Genomic DNA, 17,244 nt, shown 5'->3' on the forward strand with positions numbered 1-17,244 from the left:
CCCTGTCAGAGCATCCCGAGCGCGGCGCCGATGACCGCCTGAGCGGTACGGCCGAGTTCCTGACCCTTGGCGTCGGTCCCGGTGATCGAGTACTGCATCCGGAACCGGCCGTCGCGGGTGGACGCCACGCCGGTCAGGTACCCGAACCGGGAGCCCGTCTTGATCCACAGGAGTTCGCCCCCGGGCAGCGGGAACGCGGTGAGCCCGACGCTGTACCGGGCCGGGCCGCCGGAGACGTCGGGGACCGCGGGCAGGGTGAACATCTCGGCCAGCTGGGCCGGGGGCACGACCCGGCCGGCGAAGAGCGCGGTGACGAACGTGTCCAGGTCGTCGAGGCTGGAGATGACGTTGCCGGAGGCCGGGGTGAAGGTCTGGCTCCACGTCGTCGCGTCCACCAGCTCGGTGGCTCCGTCGCGCACGACGGCCTGGTATCCGTGTGCGTGCGGACCGAGGATGCGTGGGTCGTCGCCGGGGGCGTACGTGTCCCGCAGGCCGAGCGGGCGGGCGATCCGCCGATCCAGCTCCCGCGCGTACGGGTGGCCGGTGACCTTCTCCACCAGCAGGCCGGCGACGATGTAGCCCATGTTGGTGTAGTGCTGCCTCGTCCCGGGTTCGAACTCCCGGGGGTTGCGCAGGCCGAGCCGCACAATCTGCTCCGGGGTCCACCGGTCGTACCGGTGGGCGAGCTGCCACTCGATCCCGTCCGGCATGCTCGGGCTGGGGATGCCGTTGGTGTGGTCGAGCAACTGGCGGACGGTGACGGTCGGGTAGTCGGCGGGCAGCAGCCCGGGCAGGTGCCGCTGCACCGGATCGGCCAGGTGGATGCGGCCCTCGGCGACCAGTTGCAGCACCAGCGCGGCGGTGAAGACCTTGGTGACGCTGCCGATCCGGAACCGTGCGTGCGGCGGCACGGGAGCCTGGCTGCGCAGGTCCCGGACGCCGGTGGTGCCGGTCCAGCAGCCGTCCGGGGTGCTGATCCGGACCTGGGCGCTGGTGGCGTCGGAGTTGGGCAATTCGGCGATCGCCTGCCGGAGCGGGCCGGGGTCGAGGGTGCCGGGGTGGCAGTCGGCGGTGGGGCGGGCCGGAGGAGCGGCGGTGACCGCGCCGGGGGTCACGACGGTCAGCACGGTGGCGAGCGCCGTCGCGACGAGCGCAGTTCGGCTATTCATGATCTTCATGACGTCGAGCCTGTCGTCCGTGCCGGCCGGAGGCATCGGGGAGATCCCCCTGACGTACCCGGACCGGGTGCCCCGGGAAAACCCGGTATTCGTAGCAGGAATTGCACCCAACGGGCAACGAGGCGTTTTCTACGGGGTCCTTTTCCTGCGGCTCGGTCAGCACTGATAGGAAGCGGGCGGGCGCGGCAGGATCCAGCCGTTGCTGCGCAGGAACGATTCGGAGACGTAGCTGTGCTGCTGGGTGCCGGCCTTGCGTACGTGCCCCCAGAGCGGACTCGTGACGCCCGCGACAACACCAGCGGCACCGAGAATGAGGACGAAGATTGAAGGCAGCAACCTGCGCATGACGCGTAGTCGACCATGGCCGCAAACCGTCCATCAAGTACGGTCGGCGAAACTACCGCGAGGGTTTACGGGCGAATACCGCGAGGGTTTACGGGCGCTTCGGGCAGGAGACACGTCGGTCCAGCCAGGAGAGCAGGACCTGTTCGTACTGCGGGCTGACGCCGGCCAGGCCCTCAAACCCGGGAAGGGTGGGCGCGTGGTCGCAGCCGGTCAGCCGGGCGACGGTCAGCTCCGCGGCGCGGGCAGCCCGGTGCCACACCGCCAGGCTCTCCTCGATCGGGATCCAGGCGTCGGTCTCGCCGTAGCAGAGCAGCACCGGGCAGGACAGCGCCGCGAGGACCGGCTCCGGGTCGAAGTCCAGGTCGGTCCAGGCGCCGGGCTCCGGCACCTCGCGCGGCAGGAACGCCAGCGGAAACCAGGGGCGCTCGAACGCGGCGTCCAGCTCCGCCTGCGCCACCGCCCGGGACAGCCCGCCGCGCAGGTACGCCTCCGCGACGCCACGCAGCCGGTCCAGCTCGGCGAGGTCGGCGTCGCCGTACCCGTGGCGGCGCAGCTGCTCGGCGGTGCCGTACCGCATCTGCCGCGCCGGGCTGACCCCGCTGCACCCGACGAGCGCGAGGAAGTCGACCCGGTGGCGGCTGGCGGTCAGCGCCGCCGCCCAGGCCCCCTGGCTGAACCCCCACAGCCCGACCGGGACGTCACCGACCTGCCGGCGGAGCACGTTCAGGGCCGCCGCCGCGTCGTCGGCCTGGGCGCTCAGCGGCACGTCGCGTCCGTCGATCCGGGGGCGCCGGTCGAAGCGCAGCACGGCGATTCCGGCCGGTGGGAGCAGCCGGGCAAGGTGCTCGTAGAGGAAGTACGACCGGCTGCCGGCGTGGGAGCCGTGCAACACGGCGAGGGCACCCCGAGGCGGCCCGGCCGGCAGGTGCAGGGTCGCGGGAAGCTGCTGCTCGCCGACGCTCAGCTCCATGCGGGCAGTCAACCACCGACGGGGCGCCTCCGTCTCACCCGATCGTTCCTGGCCGGGCCTCGTCCATCGCGACGGGGCCTTCCTGTTGCCCGACGGGCTGACGCTACGAGCTAGATGCCGGACGCCTCCTCTACCTGTTCGGCGGTTCCTGTGTCAGGGCTGTGCCCCACTTTTGCAGCCTTGTGGTGAGACCAGTACCCCGAACCAGCGTCACGATGCCGCCGCCGATGACCGCTACCCCGGTGCCGACGGCCGCTGCGGCGGGAAGGGCAGCCCCGATCTGGATGCCGCTGTCGACCAGGATCGCGACGCCGAGGCCGATGGCCGCCACCCCGGCGCTGGTGCCCGCTGCGCCGAGCAGGATGCGGCTGTTGACCAGGATCGCGACGCCGAGGCCGATGATCGCCACCCCGAGGCCGAGGGTCGCTGCGCCGATCAGGACGCCATCGTCGACCAGGATCGCGATGCCGAGGCCGATGGCCGCCACCCCGGCGCTGGTGCCCGCTGTGCCGAGCAGGATGCGGCTGTTGACCAGGATCGCGACGCCGAGGCCGATGCTCGCCACCCCGGCGCTGATGGTCGCTGCGCCGATCAGGACGTCGCTGTTGACCAGGATCGCGACGCCGACGCCGATGCTCGCCACCCCGAGGCCGATGAGCGCTACACCCACCATGGGCGCGACGCCGAGGCCGATGGTCGCCACCCCGAAGCCGATGATCGCTGCGCCAACCAGGATGCGGCCGTCGATCAGGATCGCGACGCCGAGGCCGACGGCCGCCACCCCGAGGCCGATGACCGCTGCGCTGAGAAGCAGGTTGAGGGCGATGTCGGTGGTGTTGGTGGTGAGGAGGGCGGTGATGGTCAGGGCGATGGCGGTCAGGGTGGCGTAGGCGGTCCAGGGCGCCGGGCTGATGGCGGCGACGATGGTGGCGGTCAGGGCGAGGGCGAGCAGGGTCCGGGTGGTGTGGCGGACCAGGGGCGCCTGTGGGGGCAGCCGGCGCAGCGAGGCGACGGCGGACAGGACCGCGCCGGCGGCGGTGACGGCGGCGACGCCCCGGTAGCCGACGTCGTTGCTCAGGACGTTGATACCCATGCCGCCGGCTGCGCCGAGGAGCACTCCGGACAGCCGGCTGCGCCAGTCCAGCTGGGCCTGTGGCGGGTGGGGTTCACCGTTGGTGATCACCCGATCAGCATGACGTGGGCGATCGAACATGACCGGAGCAGCCCGCCGTTCGGTCGCCAACCCTGTTCGATGCCCGAATTGCCGCAATCTGGGGAACGCCCTAATGCTTCGGTTGCAGCCCACCGACCGGCCCGCTTGTTGCTTCTCATCTTTCCCCGGAGTCCGCTCGGATGCTCGCCCGGCAGTCTTCCTGCGAGGCGTGGTCATCCAGTACACATTGCGTGTGGAACACCTCTACTGGAACCTCGGTACGTACGCGGGCGGCGCCATGTTCGAGGTGGAGCTGCGTGGCTCGACCGCCCGGGTCTGCCTGATGGACGGCGACGAGTACCAGGCGTACCTCGACGGCGACGAGTACGAGTTCTTCGGCGGCTTCTATGACCTGAGCCCCGTGGTCCTGGAAGTGCCGTACGACGACCACTGGTACATCGTCGTTGACAGCTATCCCCAGCGCATCAAAGTCACGGTCGGGCAGGTGTTTTGACAGGCGGCGCTGCCAGCGGCCGGAGCTGGGGTTACTGGTAGTGGTTCTGCGAAGCAGAGGTAGGCGCTTGACAGTCGAGCAGAAGGTGGTCATCCCGACCGACGAGCAGATCCGTGCGCTGCACGAGCGGTACGCGCCGACTGAGGAAGCTTTCCTGCTCGTCTACACCCATTGCCAGATCGTCTGCGCCGTGGCGGAGCAACTGCTCGACAGGAACCGCTCGGCCCTGAGCGTCGCTCTGGTACGTGCGGGAAGCCTCTTGCATGACATAGGCGTCTACCGTCTGTACGACGCGACGGGGCAGCTCGATCACGAGAACTACATCCGTCATGGAATCCTCGGCCATGCGTTACTACGCGATCTCGGTTTCCCTGAGCTGATCAGCAGATTCTGTTCCCATCACACTGGCGTAGGCCTGACTCAGGAGGACGTGCTGCGGCAGCGTCTGCCATTACCTGTGAACGACTACACGGCCGACACTGTGGAGGAGCAACTCGTGATGTACGCGGACAAGTTTCACAGTAGGACGACGCCGCCCACGCTCGTGACCACGGCGTCCTACGCCGCGACCGTTCGGCGGTTCGGTGCGGACAAGGTGGCCCGGTTTGCGGCGCTGGTGGAGAAGTTCGGTGAACCGGACCTCCTACCCATCTCCCGCCGTTTTCAGCAACCGCTGATCTGAGTGACCCCCAAACGGCTGCTAAGGCTGGTGAGGCCGGCGACGAATCCGACCCGCGGTGGTGATAGCGATTCCGCCGCGCGGCAGCCAGCTCACGATGGTCGGGCGGTGCCGGCGGTAAGAGTGAGGTGCCGGGCGCGGCCTGCCGACGAACCGAGCCCGACAGCTCTAACGTGTCGGGCGTGAACGATGCGGGCTGGTTGGCGGACACCAGGGACTCCTACGACACCGTCGCCGCCAGCTATGCGGAACTGGTTCGCGACCTCCTGGCCGACGCGCCGCACGAACGAGCGGCCCTGGCGTCGTTCGCCGAACTGGTGCTGGCCGCAGGCGGAGGCCCCGTTGCCGACATCGGCTGCGGGCCCGGACGCGTCACCGCCCATCTCCACGAGCACGGCCTCGACGCCTTCGGGATCGATCTCTCCCCCGCGATGGTCCAGATAGCCCGCCGGGACCATCCCCATCTGCGGTTCGAGGTGGGCTCGATGACCGATCTCGCGCTCGCTGACGCTTCGGTCGCCGGCGTGGTGGCCTGGTACTCGCTCATCCACGTCCCCGACGAGGAGGTCGGCCCGGTCTTCGCGCACTTCCGGCGGGTACTGCGCCCAGGGGGTCTCCTGCTGCTCGGTTTCCATGTCGGCGACGAATCCCGACTGAAGACCGAGGGCTACGGGGGTCATCCCATGAAGGTCCACGTCCACCGCCGCCGGCCCGAAAAGCTGGCGGTCTGGCTGCGGGCCGCCGGGTTCACCGTGGTGGCGGAGACGATCGTGACCTCGCCGGAGAGCAAGCTCGGCGGGATCCTGTTCGCGCGCCGGCACCCGTAGGCCCTCCCGCGATTCATCGTCGTGGATCGTCAGTCCGGTCTGATCCGAGCGGTACGGGCCAGTGGCAGACCCCGCCGGCCGGTAGGGTCGCCCGCGTGGACCTGGACGACACGGCCGCCCGGCTCGGGGTACCCGTCGAGGACATCGACCGCGTACACCGGCTCGCCGGTGACCGGCCGTCGGCTCCGCTGCCCGCCAAGGCCGACGCGCCCGCGATCCTCGCTCGGCTCGCGGTACGGCCGGACGACGCCGCCGAGATCATGGCGGGCTGGCCCGACCCGGACTCGACACTGTGGACGCCCGAGCTGCGCTGGCTGCTCGACCGCTCGATCGCCCTGATCCGCGCCGACCTCGGGGGCCACGGCTGGCTGCCGCCCGGCCCGGAGCTGCCACGCGAGCGGGGCCCCGCCTGGCGGCACCTCTACGTGTACGCGTACCTGGCCCTGTTCGACGTTGTCCGGGCGTACCACCGCGAGCACGGCATCCCCGACGCCGTCTCGTGGGCGACCCTCGCCGACCTGGGCCGCAACCTCGCGATCGACCGGCGGATGCACCGCGAGGGCTGGCCGGTCATGCAGAGCTGGCTGACGCTGCACGCACGCGGCGGCCTCTACGAGCTGGGCCGGTTGCAGCACCAGCGCGGCGGCACCGCGATCGCCCTGCACATCCCCGAGTCCGGGCCGATGACCCCGGAGGCGGTCGAGGCGTCGCTCGACGAGGCCCGCGCGTTCTTCCCCCGCCACTTTCCCGACGAACGCTACACGGCGTTCTCCTGCAGCTCGTGGCTGCTCGACCCGCAGCTACTGGAGTACCTGCCCGAGGACTCCAACATCGTCCGGTTCCAGCGCAGGTTCGAGCTGGAGCCCTACGAGGAGCCGGACGGGTTGGACGGCGACGTCGAGGTGCTGCGGTTCGTGTTCCGTACCCTGACCACGCCGCTCGACCAGTTGCCGCGCCGCACCGTGCTCCAGCGCGCGATCGTCGACCACCTGAGAGCCGGCCGCCACTGGCAGGTCCACCGAGGCCGCTTCCCGATCTAGTGCCGTGTCGGCCAGCCCATGGACTCGCGGTGGGTTTGCGTGAGCAGCAGCACGTCGACCATGCTCTGAGCAGAATGGCGCGCTTCCCGATCCGTGCTGCGGGCAGGCTGTCGAAATGAAAGCGAGCTTCAGCGGCGAGGTGGCGACGTACTACGCGAGGCACCGGCGGGGTTACCGCCCGAGGTGCTCGACGCCCTTGTCGAAGCGTTCGGCCTCGGTGCCGACGACACGGTGGTCGACCTCGGCTGCGGCACCGGCCAGTTGAGCCTCCCGCTCGCCGCCCGGGTCGGGGCCGTGGTCGGCGTGGACCCGGAGCCGGACATGCTGGCCCTGGCCCGCCAGGCCGCCCTCGACGCCGCAGCGGGCAACACCACCTGGCTGCTCGGTGCTGACAGCGACCTGTCCGCGCTGGGTCGGCTACTCGGCGAGCGGACGGTCGGCGCGCTGACCGCCGCTGTCGCTATCCACTTCATGGACCGCGACGCGCTGTTCAGGGCCGTCCGGCCGCTGCTGCGTCCCGGCGGTGGCGTCGCCGTGGTCACCAACGGAGCACCGCTGTGGTTGCAGGACGCCGAATGGTCCGGGGCACTGCGCGAATGCCTGGAACGGCTGCTCGGGCACCCCGTGACAGCCAACTGCCAAACCGACGAGGCGGGCCGCCTACTCAACCAGGAGGCCCTCGTGCGCGCCGGCTTCCGGTACACGGAGTCGTCGGTGCAGTACGACGCGCCGCTCACCGTCGATGACATGGTCGGCGGCGTCTTCTCCGCCCTGTCGGCCGACCGGCTGCCCTCCGCACAGGGCCGCGCCGCGTTCACGGCCGAGGTACGTGACGCCCTCGGCGGACGCGACGAGGTCACCGAGCGGATCCGCGTCTGGCTGCAATTCGGCACGCCCGATTGAGACGCCGCATCTCTCCGACTACAGCCCTATGTCTCCACGGCCCGCCAGCCTGGTATGCGCCCCGGACGATCAGGCCGGCTCGGTCAGCTTGGCGACGAACGCGCGCCACGCCGCCGGCGCGAAGGTGAGCATCGGGCCGGCCGGGTCCTTCGAGTCTCGTACGCCGACAACGCCGGGAAGATTGTCGGCGACCTCGACACAGTTGCCGCCGTTCGAGCTGCTGCGGGTGGTCTTGCGCCACTGCGCGCCGGTCAGGTCAGCCATGATCTTGCCTCTAGGAAGTCGATGGATTGGTTTCGCGGAAGCGCGAGTGATCTCACGGTATCCCAGACGGCCCAGAGTGGAGCAACGTCATTAGTGATGCGGCCGGTCGCCTGATCATCGAGGTAGCCGACATCCTCGCCGTCCTTCGTCGTGGCAATCACGAACGGCCCGGCCTGCCCGGGGTGGAGGCCCGCATCCAGCGGCAGGACATGCACCATGACGTTAGGCCGCTGAGCCATCTCGGCGAGGTGGTCGAGTTGAGGCAGCATGACTGCTCTCGCACCTCGCCGCAATGTGGCCTCATCGATCACGAAGACCGCCAGAGGCGGGCGGGGTCGCTCGAATACCGCTGCCTGACGTCGTAGCCGTGTCTCGACGTAGCCGTCTGCGTCGGCAATGAGAGGGCCGCTCGCGAGCACCGCACGGGCGTAGTCTTCGGTCTGAAGGAGTCCGGGAATGACGGTGGATTCATAGCAGCGCAGCCCGGCTGCCTCGCGCTCGATGTCCGTCCATGGCTGGAACCAGGCTGGTTCGCGGCGCTTCAGTGCGTCCGGCCAGAGTTCCTCTATGTCCTTGTTCAGAATCTCGGCCACCCGCGCACGATGACGGGTCTGCGGGATTCGTCCCTGGCTCACCCACCGTGCCGCCGTCTTCGGATCGACGCCGACCTGAGCTGCGAGGCTCTCCGCAGTCTCACCAGCCTTCGCCATTGCTACCTGCACCGCCCGGTTCATCCCTGCTCCTAGCCCGAACGTCCCGAATGTCTCCGGTACAGACTGCTACGTAGTGCGATCGGCTGGCAACCCTCGGCATGGTTCTTTGTAGACGACGCGAGCCGGTGGAGGCATCCCGAGGCCCGCCGGTCGCGTCGCGAGGGGGTCGCCGCAGGGCGAGCATCCGTGGTGGCCCCCTCATCCATACCCGACGGACGAGGGGGAAGACCTTGCCGGAGCGCCAGCCATCGCCGGACCCGAAGCCGAAGCCGGAGCCCGCTCCGACGACACCGCCGGCCCGCCCGGTCGTGCCGGGGCCGATCGGCCCCTTCGTCCCGCCATATCGGGCGCCGGGCCGGATCAACCTCGCTCCCGTGTCCCGCTGGGTCGCCGGCCGCAACGTGAAGCCGGTCCGGTGAACCAGCGGCAGATCAGGTCGGGCGACATCCTGTACCTGACCCGGTCCGCGAGCCCGCAGTTCGTCCGCCCGATCTTCGTGCGCGTGATCCGCGTCCTGACCGACTGGCACACGTACCACGGTTGGTGCTGGGTCGACGTCTACCAGCTGGACGCACGCGGCGACGCCGTGGACCGGCGCTCGCTCTACGTGTGGTGCGAGGGGGTGCGCTGGCGTACCGCAGCTCCGGTCCTTGCGGCGCGTGCCCGCCGGTCGGCTCCCCGCCAGGAGGTCTCGGCATGAGCCGTCGCCGCGCCCACCTGCCCACCCGCCCCACCTGGCGCTGCGCGGCCTGCGGCATCGCCTGGCCGTGTTCGCCGGCGAAGCTGCGGCTGCTCGCCGAGTACCGGACGGACCGGTCCGCCCTGCTGATCCACCTGGCGGCGCTCCAGGCCGAGGCGGGCGAACAGCTCGCCACGCTGGACCACGCCGCGACGCCGGCCGACCTGACCGTCCGCTTCACCGCCTGGGCCCGTCCACGCTGACGCCACCGTCGGCATCGGTACGGCTCGGCGCTTCCCTCAGGAGGGTCTGGCGGAGGTTACTGCGTGGGGCGAGTCGAGGCGCCGTTGCAGAATGGTCGCGTGCCCTCACCCGGTGAAAGACCCGCATGAGCGTAGGACTGCTGCTGTCGCTCGCCGGCCTGGCCCTGGTCGACAGCACGAGCATCGGCACGCTCTTCATCCCCGTCTGGCTGCTGCTCGCGCCCGGGCCGGTCAACGCCCGACGGATCCTCGTCTACCTCGGCACGATCGCCGTCTTCTACTTCGGCGTCGGGCTGCTGCTCGCCCTCGGCGGTAGCCGGCTGGCCGACGTCCTCGGCGGGGCGATGGACAACCGACCGGTGCTCTGGGCGCAGCTCGTCCTCGGGGTCGGGCTGTTCGCGCTCAGCTTCCGCTACGACAGCAAGCGGCGTCCGCGCAGCGGCGGGGTGCTGCGCTGGCGGGACCGGGCCACCGCCGGCGACTCCTCGGCGCGGTGGCTGGTGGGGCTGGCGCTGCTCGCCGCGCTCGCGGAGGTGGCGACGATGCTGCCGTACCTCGGCGCGGTCGGTCTGCTGACCACCTCGGAGCTCGGTGCGGGGCAGATGGTGGGGCTGCTGGCCGGCTACTGCCTGGTCATGGTCCTGCCGGCGGTGCTGCTGCTGGCGGCCCGGGTGGCCCTGCCGAGACTGGTCGAGCCGGTGCTGGCCCGGCTCAACGCCTGGATCATGCGGACCTCCGGCAGCATGCTCGGCTGGATCCTCGGCATCGCAGGCTTCCTGCTGGCGCGGGACGCCGCGGTCCGGTTGGGGCTGTTCGACACGTGGATCAGGTTGTGACCTGCTCGGCGGACCCGGCCGGTGAGGCGCAGCGCGACGGTGCGTCGCGCGCCTGCCCGACCGGGTCCGTGAGGAGTGGCCCGCCAGGCTCAGCGAGTGACCCGGGCCGTGTCGTCGATCTGCCCGTACTCGCAGGTGTCCTCGTTGCACAGTTCGGTGCCGCCGGTGAACAGCGCCTCGCCGGTACGGAAGATGGCGCCGTCGTGCTGCGCGAGCACCCGGGCCGGCACCGCCTGCGGCTGGCCCGTGCACGAGAGTGGGGCCCAACCGGACCCGTACGCGATCCTGTTGCCCGAGCGCTGCCTGACGTTCAGCTCGAAGGAGCCGGACATGCCGGCCGGGCACGTCACGGAGACGGTGACGTCCACGGCGACGCCCCGGGCGACCAGGGTCGCGGACGTGACGTCGGTGGTGCTCGCCGCGCTCGCCGGCGTTGCCCCCAGCAACACGAACAGTGGCAGGCCGAGCAGTACGGTGGCGGTCCTGATGCGGCGCACGATGGTTCTCCCCTGTGACGACGGTCGCTTACCGGCGTCAACCATAAGTCCGATCAACACCCTGTGTGATCAGCCGATGGCACAGCATCACGCGACGGGACGGTGACGTCGATCCGGTCGGGGCGGGCGTAGACGTTCATAGCGTTGCCGCGTAGGAAGCCGACCAACGTCAGCCCGGCCTCCTCGGCCAGCTCAACCGCCAGGGTGCTCGGCGCGGAGACCGCCGCGAGCAGTGGCAACCCCGCCATCCAGGCCTTCTGGGTCAGCTCGAAGCTCGCCCGCCCGGAAACCAGCAGGACGTGCCCGGCCAGCGGCAACCGCCGCTCGCGTACCGCCCAGCCGACCACCTTGTCGACGGCGTTGTGCCGGCCGACGTCCTCGCGCAGCACCACCAGGTCGCCGTCGGCGGTGAAGAGGCCCGCTGCGTGCAGGCCGCCCGTGCGGTCGAAGCCGCGCTGCGCCGCGCGCATCCGGTCCGGCAGCGCGGTCAGGACCGCCGCCGGCACGGTCAGCGGGTCGTCGTCCACCGCGAAGACCGATCGGGTACGCACGGCGTCGATGCTCGCCTTGCCGCACACGCCGCAGGAGCTGGTGGTGTAGAAGTTCCGGGCCGGGTCGACGGCGGGTTCGGGCACGCCGGGGGCCAGCACCACGTCCACCACGTTGTACGTGTTGGGCGTCTCCGCGCCGGCGCAGAGCTGGGCGGTACGTACGTCGTCGGCGGAGCGGATCAGCCCCTCGGTAAGCAGGAAGCCGATCGCCAGGTCGAGGTCGTCGCCGGGCGTACGCATGGTCACCGCGAGCGGCCGTCGCCGGCCGGGACCGGCCGCACCGACCCGGATCTCCAGCGGCTCCTCGACGGCCAGGCTGTCCTGCCGGCGCACCGAGGTGCGGCCGGTGGCCGCGTCGAGGTCGATGCGGAGCACGCCGCGCCGGTCAGTAGCCCGTCCCATCCCGCCATCCTCCACCCCCGGGCCGGGGCACCGCGCGGGGACGGCCGACAGCCGGGTGAGCTCTGGCCCGGCCCATCGAGCACAGCCGTGAGGGCGACACGACGACGCCCTCACGGCCGGTCCTGCGAAACGTCGTCAGGCCCTGGTCCTCACGAGGAACGAGTAGCCGATGTGCTTCGTGCCGTCCCAGTTGTACATCTTGTAGCACGGCCCTGGAGAGGTCCACGAGCTGACGTACGACGGCCGTGCGGCGTTGCACGCCTTCAGCGTCGAGTAGAGCGGGCTGGTGTAGTCCGCGTGGGCGGGCGCGGCAAGGCCGAGCACGCCACCGCCGGCCACGGCGGCTACCGCGATGAGGCTGCGGACGCGCGGGCGACGCAGAGTCTTCGCCATCGTTGTTCCCTTTCTTCGCCTCGACCCGTCGAAGGCAGAGGGTGTCACCGGTGGAGGTTCTCGTCGTCCCTGTCCACCGCCGCTCGTCGAGCCTCGTCGCTCGGTAGAGCCGGGTTACCGGACCAGACCCTATCGGGGGCCGTCCACAGTGCCGTCCCACCTCCGGGGCCGGCCGCCGCCCGACGCCACAGCCCCACCCGCGTCAGGTGCCCGTCCCGGTCGGCGCCCCGGCACTCGTGTCCCGCCGAGGCGTCCGGCGGCTACCGTGGCCGGGTGGACGCGTACGCGGCGGTGGTGCTGGCGGGCGGGGCCGCGCGCCGGATGGGGGGCGTCGACAAGCCCGCCCGTACGGTCGGCGGCCTGCCCATGCGGGAGCGCGTGCTGGCCGCCGTCGCCGACGCCGCGCCGCGCATCCTGGTCGGCCCGCCCGGACCGGCGCCTGCCGGGGTGCGGGTGATCCGGGAGGAACCGCCGGGCGGCGGCCCCGTCGCCGCCGCGGCGGCCGGGGTGGCCCTGCTCGGCCCCGGTACGCCGGTGGTCGCACTGCTGGCGGCCGACCTGCCCCTGCTCACCCGCCCGGCGGTCGGGGAACTGCTCGCTCAGCTCCACGCCGGCCACGACGGCGCCTGTTACGTCGACGGTGCCGGCCGACGGCAGCCCCTCTGCGGCGTGTGGCGGCTGGAGCCACTGCGCGCAGCCCTGGACCACCTCGCCACCGAGCGCGCCGACGGGCCGGCCGGCGGGGGCGTCGAGCGCGTCGACGGGCCGGCCGGCGGGGGCGCCGCGCCGCTCGCCGGGGCGTCGATGCGGGCGCTGCTCGCCGGCCTGCGGGTGCGCGAGGTGCCGTGGGTCGGTGCCGGCCCGCCGCCCTGGTTCGACTGCGACACTGACGAGGACGTACGCCGGGCGGAGGAGTGGGCGCGATGACGGTCATGGACGACTGGGTGACGGCGGCCTGCGCCGAACTGGACCTCGACCCCGCCCAGGTGCCGGTGCCGGCCGTGCTCGACCTGGCCAGGGACGTGGCCCACCAGGTGCTGCGGCCGGGCGCGCCCGTCACGGCGTACCTCCTCGGGCTCGCGGTCGGGCGGGGCGCGGACCCGGCGGGCGCGGCTGCCCGGCTCAGCGCGCTGGCCGCCTCCTGGCCGGTCGGGCTCGGCGCCGAACGCCCGGACGGGACGCCGGGCTGACCTCCGCTGTCCGATCACGGTCGGGCTGATTCGTCTCCCACGTTCCGTGGGTAGGGTGACCTCGACGGACGGAGGCGATCATGACGGCGGACCACCCCTCGGCGCCGGGCGACGACTCGCCCGGCAGCCTGCCGGCGCACCACGAGCCGATCCTGCTCGACGAGCCCAGCACGGCCGACCTGCGGGCCAAGGTCACCCAGGCCTGGCACGAGTTCGCGCACGCACTCGCCGGTCGGTTGGCGGCGTTGCCCACGGGCACGCACGTCGAGCTGACCCTCGACCCGACGGCATCCGGCACCGGCGACGCGGTCTACTCCGTCAGCATCGATGTCGGCGAGGGGGGCCGGCTGGCCGCCCGCGCGGTCGGCAACGCCACCCTGCCGGACGGCTACCGGCTGGACCGGGCCGCCGTGGCGGACATGATCGCGCTCGGCTGGTCGCCGCCGGGCGTGGTGGAGGGCTCCGGCGAGTCATTCGGGCTGGACAGCGGCACCGCCGAGGCCACCCGGCTGGCGGCCCTGCTGACCCGTACGCTGCGCGACGTCTACGGCGCCCCGCACCCCGCCTTCCTCGTCTACCTCATCCACGACGCCGAGGGCGACCCGCTGCCGGTGGAGCCGCTGGGCACCGCGCGCAGCGAGTTCGGCCCCGACCGCAACGTCGAGGCCGACCTCGACGAGGCGCTCGCGGCGGCCGCCGCCGCCCAGGCGCCCGAGCAGGACGTGGCCGTGCTCGCCGAGCAGGTCCGCACCGTCGTCTCGACCATGCTCAAGTCGGACTCCGAGCGGTTGCAGATCGACTCCGACGGCGACATCAACATCCGCGCCGGCTCGGCGATGGTCTTCGTCCGGGTCCGCGACAACCCGCCGCTGGTGGACGTCTTCTCCCCCGTGCTGACCGAGGTCGAGCCGACCGAGCGGCTCTACGTCAAGCTCTCCGAGCTGACCAACCGGATGCCCATCGGCCGGCTCTACTGCGCCGACGACACCGTGTGGGCGTCCATCCCCGTCTTCGGCCGCAACTTCCAGGCCACCCACCTCATGCTCGCGGTCCAGGTGATGACCGGCCTCGCGGACGAGCTGGACGACCGCCTGCACGGCGAGTTCGGTGGGAAGCGGTTCTTCGGCGAGGGCGACAAGCCGGTCAAGCGGGACCAGGGCGAACACCGCACCGGCATGTACCTCTGATCCACCCCGCACCACCGCCGACGAGATCCCGTCGCGCAAGAAGCTCAAGCGGGCCCGGACGTCCGGGCCGTGGCCTCGCCGAGCCGTGCCGGTGGTGGCGGGGTGGGGCCCGGAAACCCCGAGAACCGGGCCCCACCCGCCGAGGGAGGGATGATCAGGTCACCGGCAGCCAGTCGAGGCTCCGGGCGGTGGCCGGGTCGGTGGCCCGCAGGCCGGCGTCGGAGACGGTCCAGAGCACATCCCCGACCAGCAACGACCGGAGGACCGGGCCCGCCCGGCCGGCGTGCGAGACCGTGCCGACCTCGCCGATGTCGGTCCCGGACACCCGCAGCAGGCGTACGTCCTCGCCGACCGGCAGGGCGACCAGGCCCGTCCCCGGGTGGTGCAGGAAGGCGTGCGTGTCGTGCTCCAACGCGGAGTACGCCCTCGGCACGTGCCACTGGTCGAGCCGGGTCGGACGGGCCGGATCACGGACGTCGAACAGGGAGACCTGGAGCCCCTGCGCGCGTCCCCGTCGGTCGGCCTCCTGGCCCACCCCGAGCAGCCGGCCCTCCGGCAGCGGGTGCAGGTACGCCGAGTACCCGGTGATCTTCAGTTCGCCGGTGACCCGGGGCGCTGTCGGGTCGGTCAGGTCGACCGCGTAGAGCGGGTCGGTGAGCCGGAACGTGACCACGTACGCGGAGCCGCCGAGGAAGCGTACGGAGTAGATCCGCTCGCCGGGGCCGAGGCCGGTGACCGCGCCCGTGCGGACCAGCGAGTTGCCGTCGGGGCGCAGCACGTACACGGCGGACTCCGAGGTCGGCCGGGTGCCCCAGGCGTCGCCGGTGGTGGTGGCGACCCGCAGGTGCCCCTGCCACTCCGAGAGCGCGTACTGGTTGACGAGTGAACCGGGGACGCTGCCGGAGGCCACGTACCGGGGGCGCCCGGGCCCGCTGGTGTCGAAGCCGTGGATCTCGGTGACCGGCGGCTCCGGCGGCCAGTCGCCCACGCGGGCGGGGCGGGGTCGAGTCGAGCCCGACCGCTCTCCGGCGAGGTAGAGGCTCGTCCCGGTGCCGTAGACGGTGGTGGCGTCGGCGGCGACGCTGACCGGGTCGCCGTCGCCGAGGCGGTCGCCGGCGAGGTCGAAGCTCAACACGGTCAGCATGGACGTGCCGGACCAGGCGGGAGGACGGCTCAGCCGCTCGCAGCCGACCCGGCCGACGTGCCGCTGCGCCCCGTCGGTCCACTCGTACGCCGGCAGCCACGCCTCGACCCCGGCGCTGGCGATCACCGCCCGGTTGGCGGCGGTCCGCGTCGCGTCGGTGCCCCGTTCGGCGTACGGGAAGACCAGCCGAGGGTGCGTGCGGACCACGACCCGCGCGGTGGACCCGGTCTGCCGGGCGTCGACGAGGCTGCCGTCCATCCGGTAGGTGCCGAGCACCCGTGGCGCACCCGCGAGGTCGACCAGGATCAGGCGCGGCGCGGTGCCCGGCCGCGCCTCGCGGGTCGCCCGCTGGAGTTCCGCGCCCGTGCGGGTCAGCACCAGCGCCCGGTCGCCGTGCAAGAGCAGGCTGGCCTGCTCCCCCCACCGCAGCTCGGGCGTCGACCGCGTCAGGTCGAGGCGGCCCGTCTCCCGCCGGACGGCCGGATCCACCACCCGCAGCACGCCCCGGGTGACGGTCACGATCCGCCGTCCGTCGGTCTTGACGAGGTCCGGTTCGTCCGCGCCGGCCTCGTGCACGTTGGTCGTGGAGTGCTCCGGGGCGGGCTGGGCGGACTGGGGCATCGCCCGGGCCCCGGTCGCGTCCTTGGCGACGTCGCCGAAGGCCGCCCCGGTACGCCAGCCGTTCCCGCCGAAGCCCCACGGACCGACGGAGGCCCCGGCGGCGGCGCGCAGCCCGGCCAGCGCCTGGGCGCAGGAGTCGTAGGAGACGAGCAGGGGCGCGGCCGTCGGCTGCCGCGGGGCCGGTGGGCCGGGCGGTGCCGCCGGGAACGCGCTGCCGCCGAGCAGGGTGAGCGCGGCCAGCGTGCCGACCGCGAAGATGGGGGCTCCCCGTGTCATGGCCGGTTCGACGCACCCGCCCGCCGGGAGGTTCCGGCCCGTCTCCGGCCTTCCGCGCCGTTCGACACGCGGCCTGCCCGCGCCGCCTCTCCCGCGCCTGCCCGCGCCGGCGGGCCGGGGGTCAGCGGGGGGAGGGGCCGACGCCGGGGGACTCGACGAGCCGGGAGAGCACGATGGTGCTCCGCGTCGAGGTCACGAACGGCTCGGCCCGCAGCCGCTCCAACGCCGCCTCCAGGTGCGCGATGTCGGCGGCCCGCAGGTGTACGAGCGCGTCGGCCTCGCCCGAGACGGTGTACGCGCCGACCACCTCGGGGTGCCGGCGGGTCGCCACCCCGATCTGGGCCGGGGTGGTCCGCCCGGCGCAGAACAGCTCGACGAACGCCTCGGTGGTCCAGCCGACGGCGGCGGGGTCGACGATGGCGGTGAAGCCCCGGATCACGCCGGCGGACCGCAGCCGGTCCACCCGTCGTTTGACCGCCGGAGCGGAGAGCGACACCCGCTGGCCAATGTCGGCATACGAGGCGCGGGCATCCGCGACGAGCAACGCAATGATCCGCTGGTCAACGGCGTCTATCTGCAACGTTCCGCCTCTGGGAAGCAATGGTTGTGGCTGTTACCA

The 17,244-nt window shown here is 72.1% G+C and carries 22 protein-coding genes; 11 read left to right on the forward strand and 11 right to left on the reverse strand.

Annotation, left to right across the window (positions count from 1 at the left end):
• Positions 1 to 5 precede the first annotated feature (5 nt).
• From ACGFIG_RS21140 to ACGFIG_RS21155, 4 genes are all read right to left on the reverse strand, one after another.
• Positions 6 to 1,178, reverse strand: coding sequence for a serine hydrolase domain-containing protein (locus tag ACGFIG_RS21140; RefSeq protein ID WP_393005291.1), 1,173 nt, complete (start codon positions 1,176 to 1,178; stop codon positions 6 to 8).
• A 156-nt stretch (positions 1,179 to 1,334) separates the two neighbouring features.
• Positions 1,335 to 1,523, reverse strand: a complete 189-nt coding sequence (locus ACGFIG_RS21145; RefSeq protein ID WP_393005293.1) for a hypothetical protein — start codon at positions 1,521 to 1,523, stop codon at positions 1,335 to 1,337.
• Positions 1,524 to 1,611: 88 nt separating this feature from the next.
• Positions 1,612 to 2,493 (reverse strand): alpha/beta hydrolase family protein, encoded by an 882-nt coding sequence (locus ACGFIG_RS21150; RefSeq protein WP_393005294.1) that lies wholly within the window; start codon positions 2,491 to 2,493, stop codon positions 1,612 to 1,614.
• Positions 2,494 to 2,623: 130 nt separating this feature from the next.
• Complete coding sequence (locus ACGFIG_RS21155) at positions 2,624 to 3,736, reverse strand: hypothetical protein (RefSeq protein WP_393005296.1); 1,113 nt, start codon at positions 3,734 to 3,736, stop codon at positions 2,624 to 2,626.
• A gap of 163 nt (positions 3,737 to 3,899) precedes the next feature.
• Between ACGFIG_RS21155 and ACGFIG_RS21160 the strand changes: the two genes are divergently transcribed.
• The 5 genes from ACGFIG_RS21160 to ACGFIG_RS21180 all read left to right on the forward strand — a co-directional run bounded on the left by ACGFIG_RS21160 (position 3,900) and on the right by ACGFIG_RS21180 (position 7,609).
• The gene (locus tag ACGFIG_RS21160) at positions 3,900 to 4,160 is read left to right on the forward strand and encodes a DUF1883 domain-containing protein (RefSeq protein WP_393005298.1); all 261 of its coding nucleotides are present in this window, start codon (positions 3,900 to 3,902) and stop codon (positions 4,158 to 4,160) included.
• Between the two features lie 67 nt (positions 4,161 to 4,227).
• On the forward strand, positions 4,228 to 4,842 hold the full coding sequence (locus ACGFIG_RS21165) for an HD domain-containing protein (RefSeq protein WP_393005300.1): 615 nt from the start codon (positions 4,228 to 4,230) through the stop codon (positions 4,840 to 4,842).
• A 170-nt stretch (positions 4,843 to 5,012) separates the two neighbouring features.
• Entirely contained in the window at positions 5,013 to 5,666 is a 654-nt protein-coding gene (locus tag ACGFIG_RS21170) for a class I SAM-dependent methyltransferase (RefSeq protein ID WP_393005595.1), read from the forward strand.
• 95 nt (positions 5,667 to 5,761) lie between these two features.
• Positions 5,762 to 6,706 (forward strand): acyltransferase domain-containing protein, encoded by a 945-nt coding sequence (locus ACGFIG_RS21175; RefSeq protein ID WP_393005302.1) that lies wholly within the window; start codon positions 5,762 to 5,764, stop codon positions 6,704 to 6,706.
• Between the two features lie 183 nt (positions 6,707 to 6,889).
• Positions 6,890 to 7,609: a class I SAM-dependent methyltransferase gene (locus ACGFIG_RS21180; protein WP_393005304.1), complete on the forward strand. Its 720-nt coding sequence runs from the start codon at positions 6,890 to 6,892 to the stop codon at positions 7,607 to 7,609.
• A 69-nt stretch (positions 7,610 to 7,678) separates the two neighbouring features.
• On the opposite strand, the gene ACGFIG_RS21185 is transcribed toward ACGFIG_RS21180, so the two are convergent.
• Entirely contained in the window at positions 7,679 to 7,873 is a 195-nt protein-coding gene (locus ACGFIG_RS21185; RefSeq protein ID WP_393005306.1) for a DUF397 domain-containing protein, read from the reverse strand.
• Entirely contained in the window at positions 7,861 to 8,607 is a 747-nt protein-coding gene (locus ACGFIG_RS21190) for a Scr1 family TA system antitoxin-like transcriptional regulator (protein ID WP_393005308.1), read from the reverse strand. Before ACGFIG_RS21190 ends, ACGFIG_RS21185 begins: the two co-directional genes overlap by 13 nt.
• A 394-nt stretch (positions 8,608 to 9,001) precedes the next feature.
• On the opposite strand from ACGFIG_RS21190, the gene ACGFIG_RS21195 reads away from it, so the two are divergent.
• The 3 genes from ACGFIG_RS21195 (at position 9,002) to ACGFIG_RS21205 (ending at position 10,364) form a co-directional block, all read left to right on the forward strand.
• Positions 9,002 to 9,286 carry a hypothetical protein gene (locus tag ACGFIG_RS21195; RefSeq protein WP_393005310.1) on the forward strand — a complete coding sequence of 95 codons (285 nt, stop codon included), beginning with the start codon at positions 9,002 to 9,004 and terminating at the stop codon, positions 9,284 to 9,286.
• Entirely contained in the window at positions 9,283 to 9,528 is a 246-nt protein-coding gene (locus ACGFIG_RS21200) for a flavin reductase (protein ID WP_393005312.1), read from the forward strand. Before ACGFIG_RS21195 ends, ACGFIG_RS21200 begins: the two co-directional genes overlap by 4 nt.
• 125 nt (positions 9,529 to 9,653) lie before the next feature.
• A complete protein-coding gene (locus tag ACGFIG_RS21205; protein ID WP_393005314.1) occupies positions 9,654 to 10,364 on the forward strand; it encodes a GAP family protein in 711 nt (236 codons plus the stop codon).
• 89 nt (positions 10,365 to 10,453) lie between these two features.
• Here ACGFIG_RS21205 and ACGFIG_RS21210 read toward each other — a convergent pair whose 3' ends face one another.
• The 3 genes from ACGFIG_RS21210 to ACGFIG_RS21220 all read right to left on the reverse strand — a co-directional run bounded on the left by ACGFIG_RS21210 (position 10,454) and on the right by ACGFIG_RS21220 (position 12,207).
• Entirely contained in the window at positions 10,454 to 10,861 is a 408-nt protein-coding gene (locus tag ACGFIG_RS21210; RefSeq protein WP_393005316.1) for a hypothetical protein, read from the reverse strand.
• Between the two features lie 53 nt (positions 10,862 to 10,914).
• Complete coding sequence (fdhD, locus tag ACGFIG_RS21215; RefSeq protein WP_393005318.1) at positions 10,915 to 11,814, reverse strand: formate dehydrogenase accessory sulfurtransferase FdhD; 900 nt, start codon at positions 11,812 to 11,814, stop codon at positions 10,915 to 10,917.
• Between the two features lie 135 nt (positions 11,815 to 11,949).
• Positions 11,950 to 12,207, reverse strand: a complete 258-nt coding sequence (locus ACGFIG_RS21220; protein WP_393005320.1) for a hypothetical protein — start codon at positions 12,205 to 12,207, stop codon at positions 11,950 to 11,952.
• A 273-nt stretch (positions 12,208 to 12,480) separates the two neighbouring features.
• On the opposite strand from ACGFIG_RS21220, the gene ACGFIG_RS21225 reads away from it, so the two are divergent.
• The 3 genes from ACGFIG_RS21225 (at position 12,481) to ACGFIG_RS21235 (ending at position 14,584) form a co-directional block, all read left to right on the forward strand.
• Positions 12,481 to 13,134, forward strand: coding sequence for a molybdenum cofactor guanylyltransferase (locus ACGFIG_RS21225; protein ID WP_393005322.1), 654 nt, complete (start codon positions 12,481 to 12,483; stop codon positions 13,132 to 13,134).
• Positions 13,131 to 13,397, forward strand: coding sequence for a DUF6457 domain-containing protein (locus tag ACGFIG_RS21230; RefSeq protein ID WP_393005324.1), 267 nt, complete (start codon positions 13,131 to 13,133; stop codon positions 13,395 to 13,397). Before ACGFIG_RS21225 ends, ACGFIG_RS21230 begins: the two co-directional genes overlap by 4 nt.
• Positions 13,398 to 13,477: 80 nt before the next feature.
• Entirely contained in the window at positions 13,478 to 14,584 is a 1,107-nt protein-coding gene (locus ACGFIG_RS21235) for a hypothetical protein (RefSeq protein WP_393005326.1), read from the forward strand.
• Between the two features lie 154 nt (positions 14,585 to 14,738).
• On the opposite strand, the gene ACGFIG_RS21240 is transcribed toward ACGFIG_RS21235, so the two are convergent.
• Together ACGFIG_RS21240 and ACGFIG_RS21245 are read right to left on the reverse strand one after the other, a co-directional pair.
• Positions 14,739 to 16,625, reverse strand: coding sequence for a beta-propeller domain-containing protein (locus tag ACGFIG_RS21240; protein ID WP_393005328.1), 1,887 nt, complete (start codon positions 16,623 to 16,625; stop codon positions 14,739 to 14,741).
• Positions 16,626 to 16,746: 121 nt separating this feature from the next.
• Positions 16,747 to 17,205, reverse strand: coding sequence for an Lrp/AsnC family transcriptional regulator (locus ACGFIG_RS21245; RefSeq protein ID WP_393005330.1), 459 nt, complete (start codon positions 17,203 to 17,205; stop codon positions 16,747 to 16,749).
• Positions 17,206 to 17,244: the final 39 nt, after the last annotated feature.

It is taken from the genome of Micromonospora sp. NPDC049048 (genome assembly GCF_043197615.1).
GTDB lineage: Bacteria > Actinomycetota > Actinomycetes > Mycobacteriales > Micromonosporaceae > Micromonospora.

Excerpts from the sequence above, each read along its gene's own strand:
- ACGFIG_RS21190 (WP_393005308.1), bottom strand. The coding sequence starts at position 8,607 with ATGAACCGGGCGGTGCAGGTAGCAATGGCGAAGGCTGGTGAGACTGCG.
- ACGFIG_RS21230 (WP_393005324.1), top strand. The coding sequence starts at position 13,131 with ATGACGGTCATGGACGACTGGGTGACGGCGGCCTGCGCCGAACTGGAC.
- ACGFIG_RS21200 (WP_393005312.1), top strand. The coding sequence starts at position 9,283 with ATGAGCCGTCGCCGCGCCCACCTGCCCACCCGCCCCACCTGGCGCTGC.
- ACGFIG_RS21185 (WP_393005306.1), bottom strand. The coding sequence starts at position 7,873 with ATGGCTGACCTGACCGGCGCGCAGTGGCGCAAGACCACCCGCAGCAGC.
- ACGFIG_RS21220 (WP_393005320.1), bottom strand. The coding sequence starts at position 12,207 with ATGGCGAAGACTCTGCGTCGCCCGCGCGTCCGCAGCCTCATCGCGGTA.
- ACGFIG_RS21240 (WP_393005328.1), bottom strand. The coding sequence starts at position 16,625 with ATGACACGGGGAGCCCCCATCTTCGCGGTCGGCACGCTGGCCGCGCTC.
- ACGFIG_RS21150 (WP_393005294.1), bottom strand. The coding sequence starts at position 2,493 with ATGGAGCTGAGCGTCGGCGAGCAGCAGCTTCCCGCGACCCTGCACCTG.
- ACGFIG_RS21235 (WP_393005326.1), top strand. The coding sequence starts at position 13,478 with ATGACGGCGGACCACCCCTCGGCGCCGGGCGACGACTCGCCCGGCAGC.
- ACGFIG_RS21205 (WP_393005314.1), top strand. The coding sequence starts at position 9,654 with ATGAGCGTAGGACTGCTGCTGTCGCTCGCCGGCCTGGCCCTGGTCGAC.
- ACGFIG_RS21140 (WP_393005291.1), bottom strand. The coding sequence starts at position 1,178 with ATGAAGATCATGAATAGCCGAACTGCGCTCGTCGCGACGGCGCTCGCC.
- ACGFIG_RS21145 (WP_393005293.1), bottom strand. The coding sequence starts at position 1,523 with ATGCGCAGGTTGCTGCCTTCAATCTTCGTCCTCATTCTCGGTGCCGCT.
- fdhD (WP_393005318.1), bottom strand. The coding sequence starts at position 11,814 with ATGGGACGGGCTACTGACCGGCGCGGCGTGCTCCGCATCGACCTCGAC.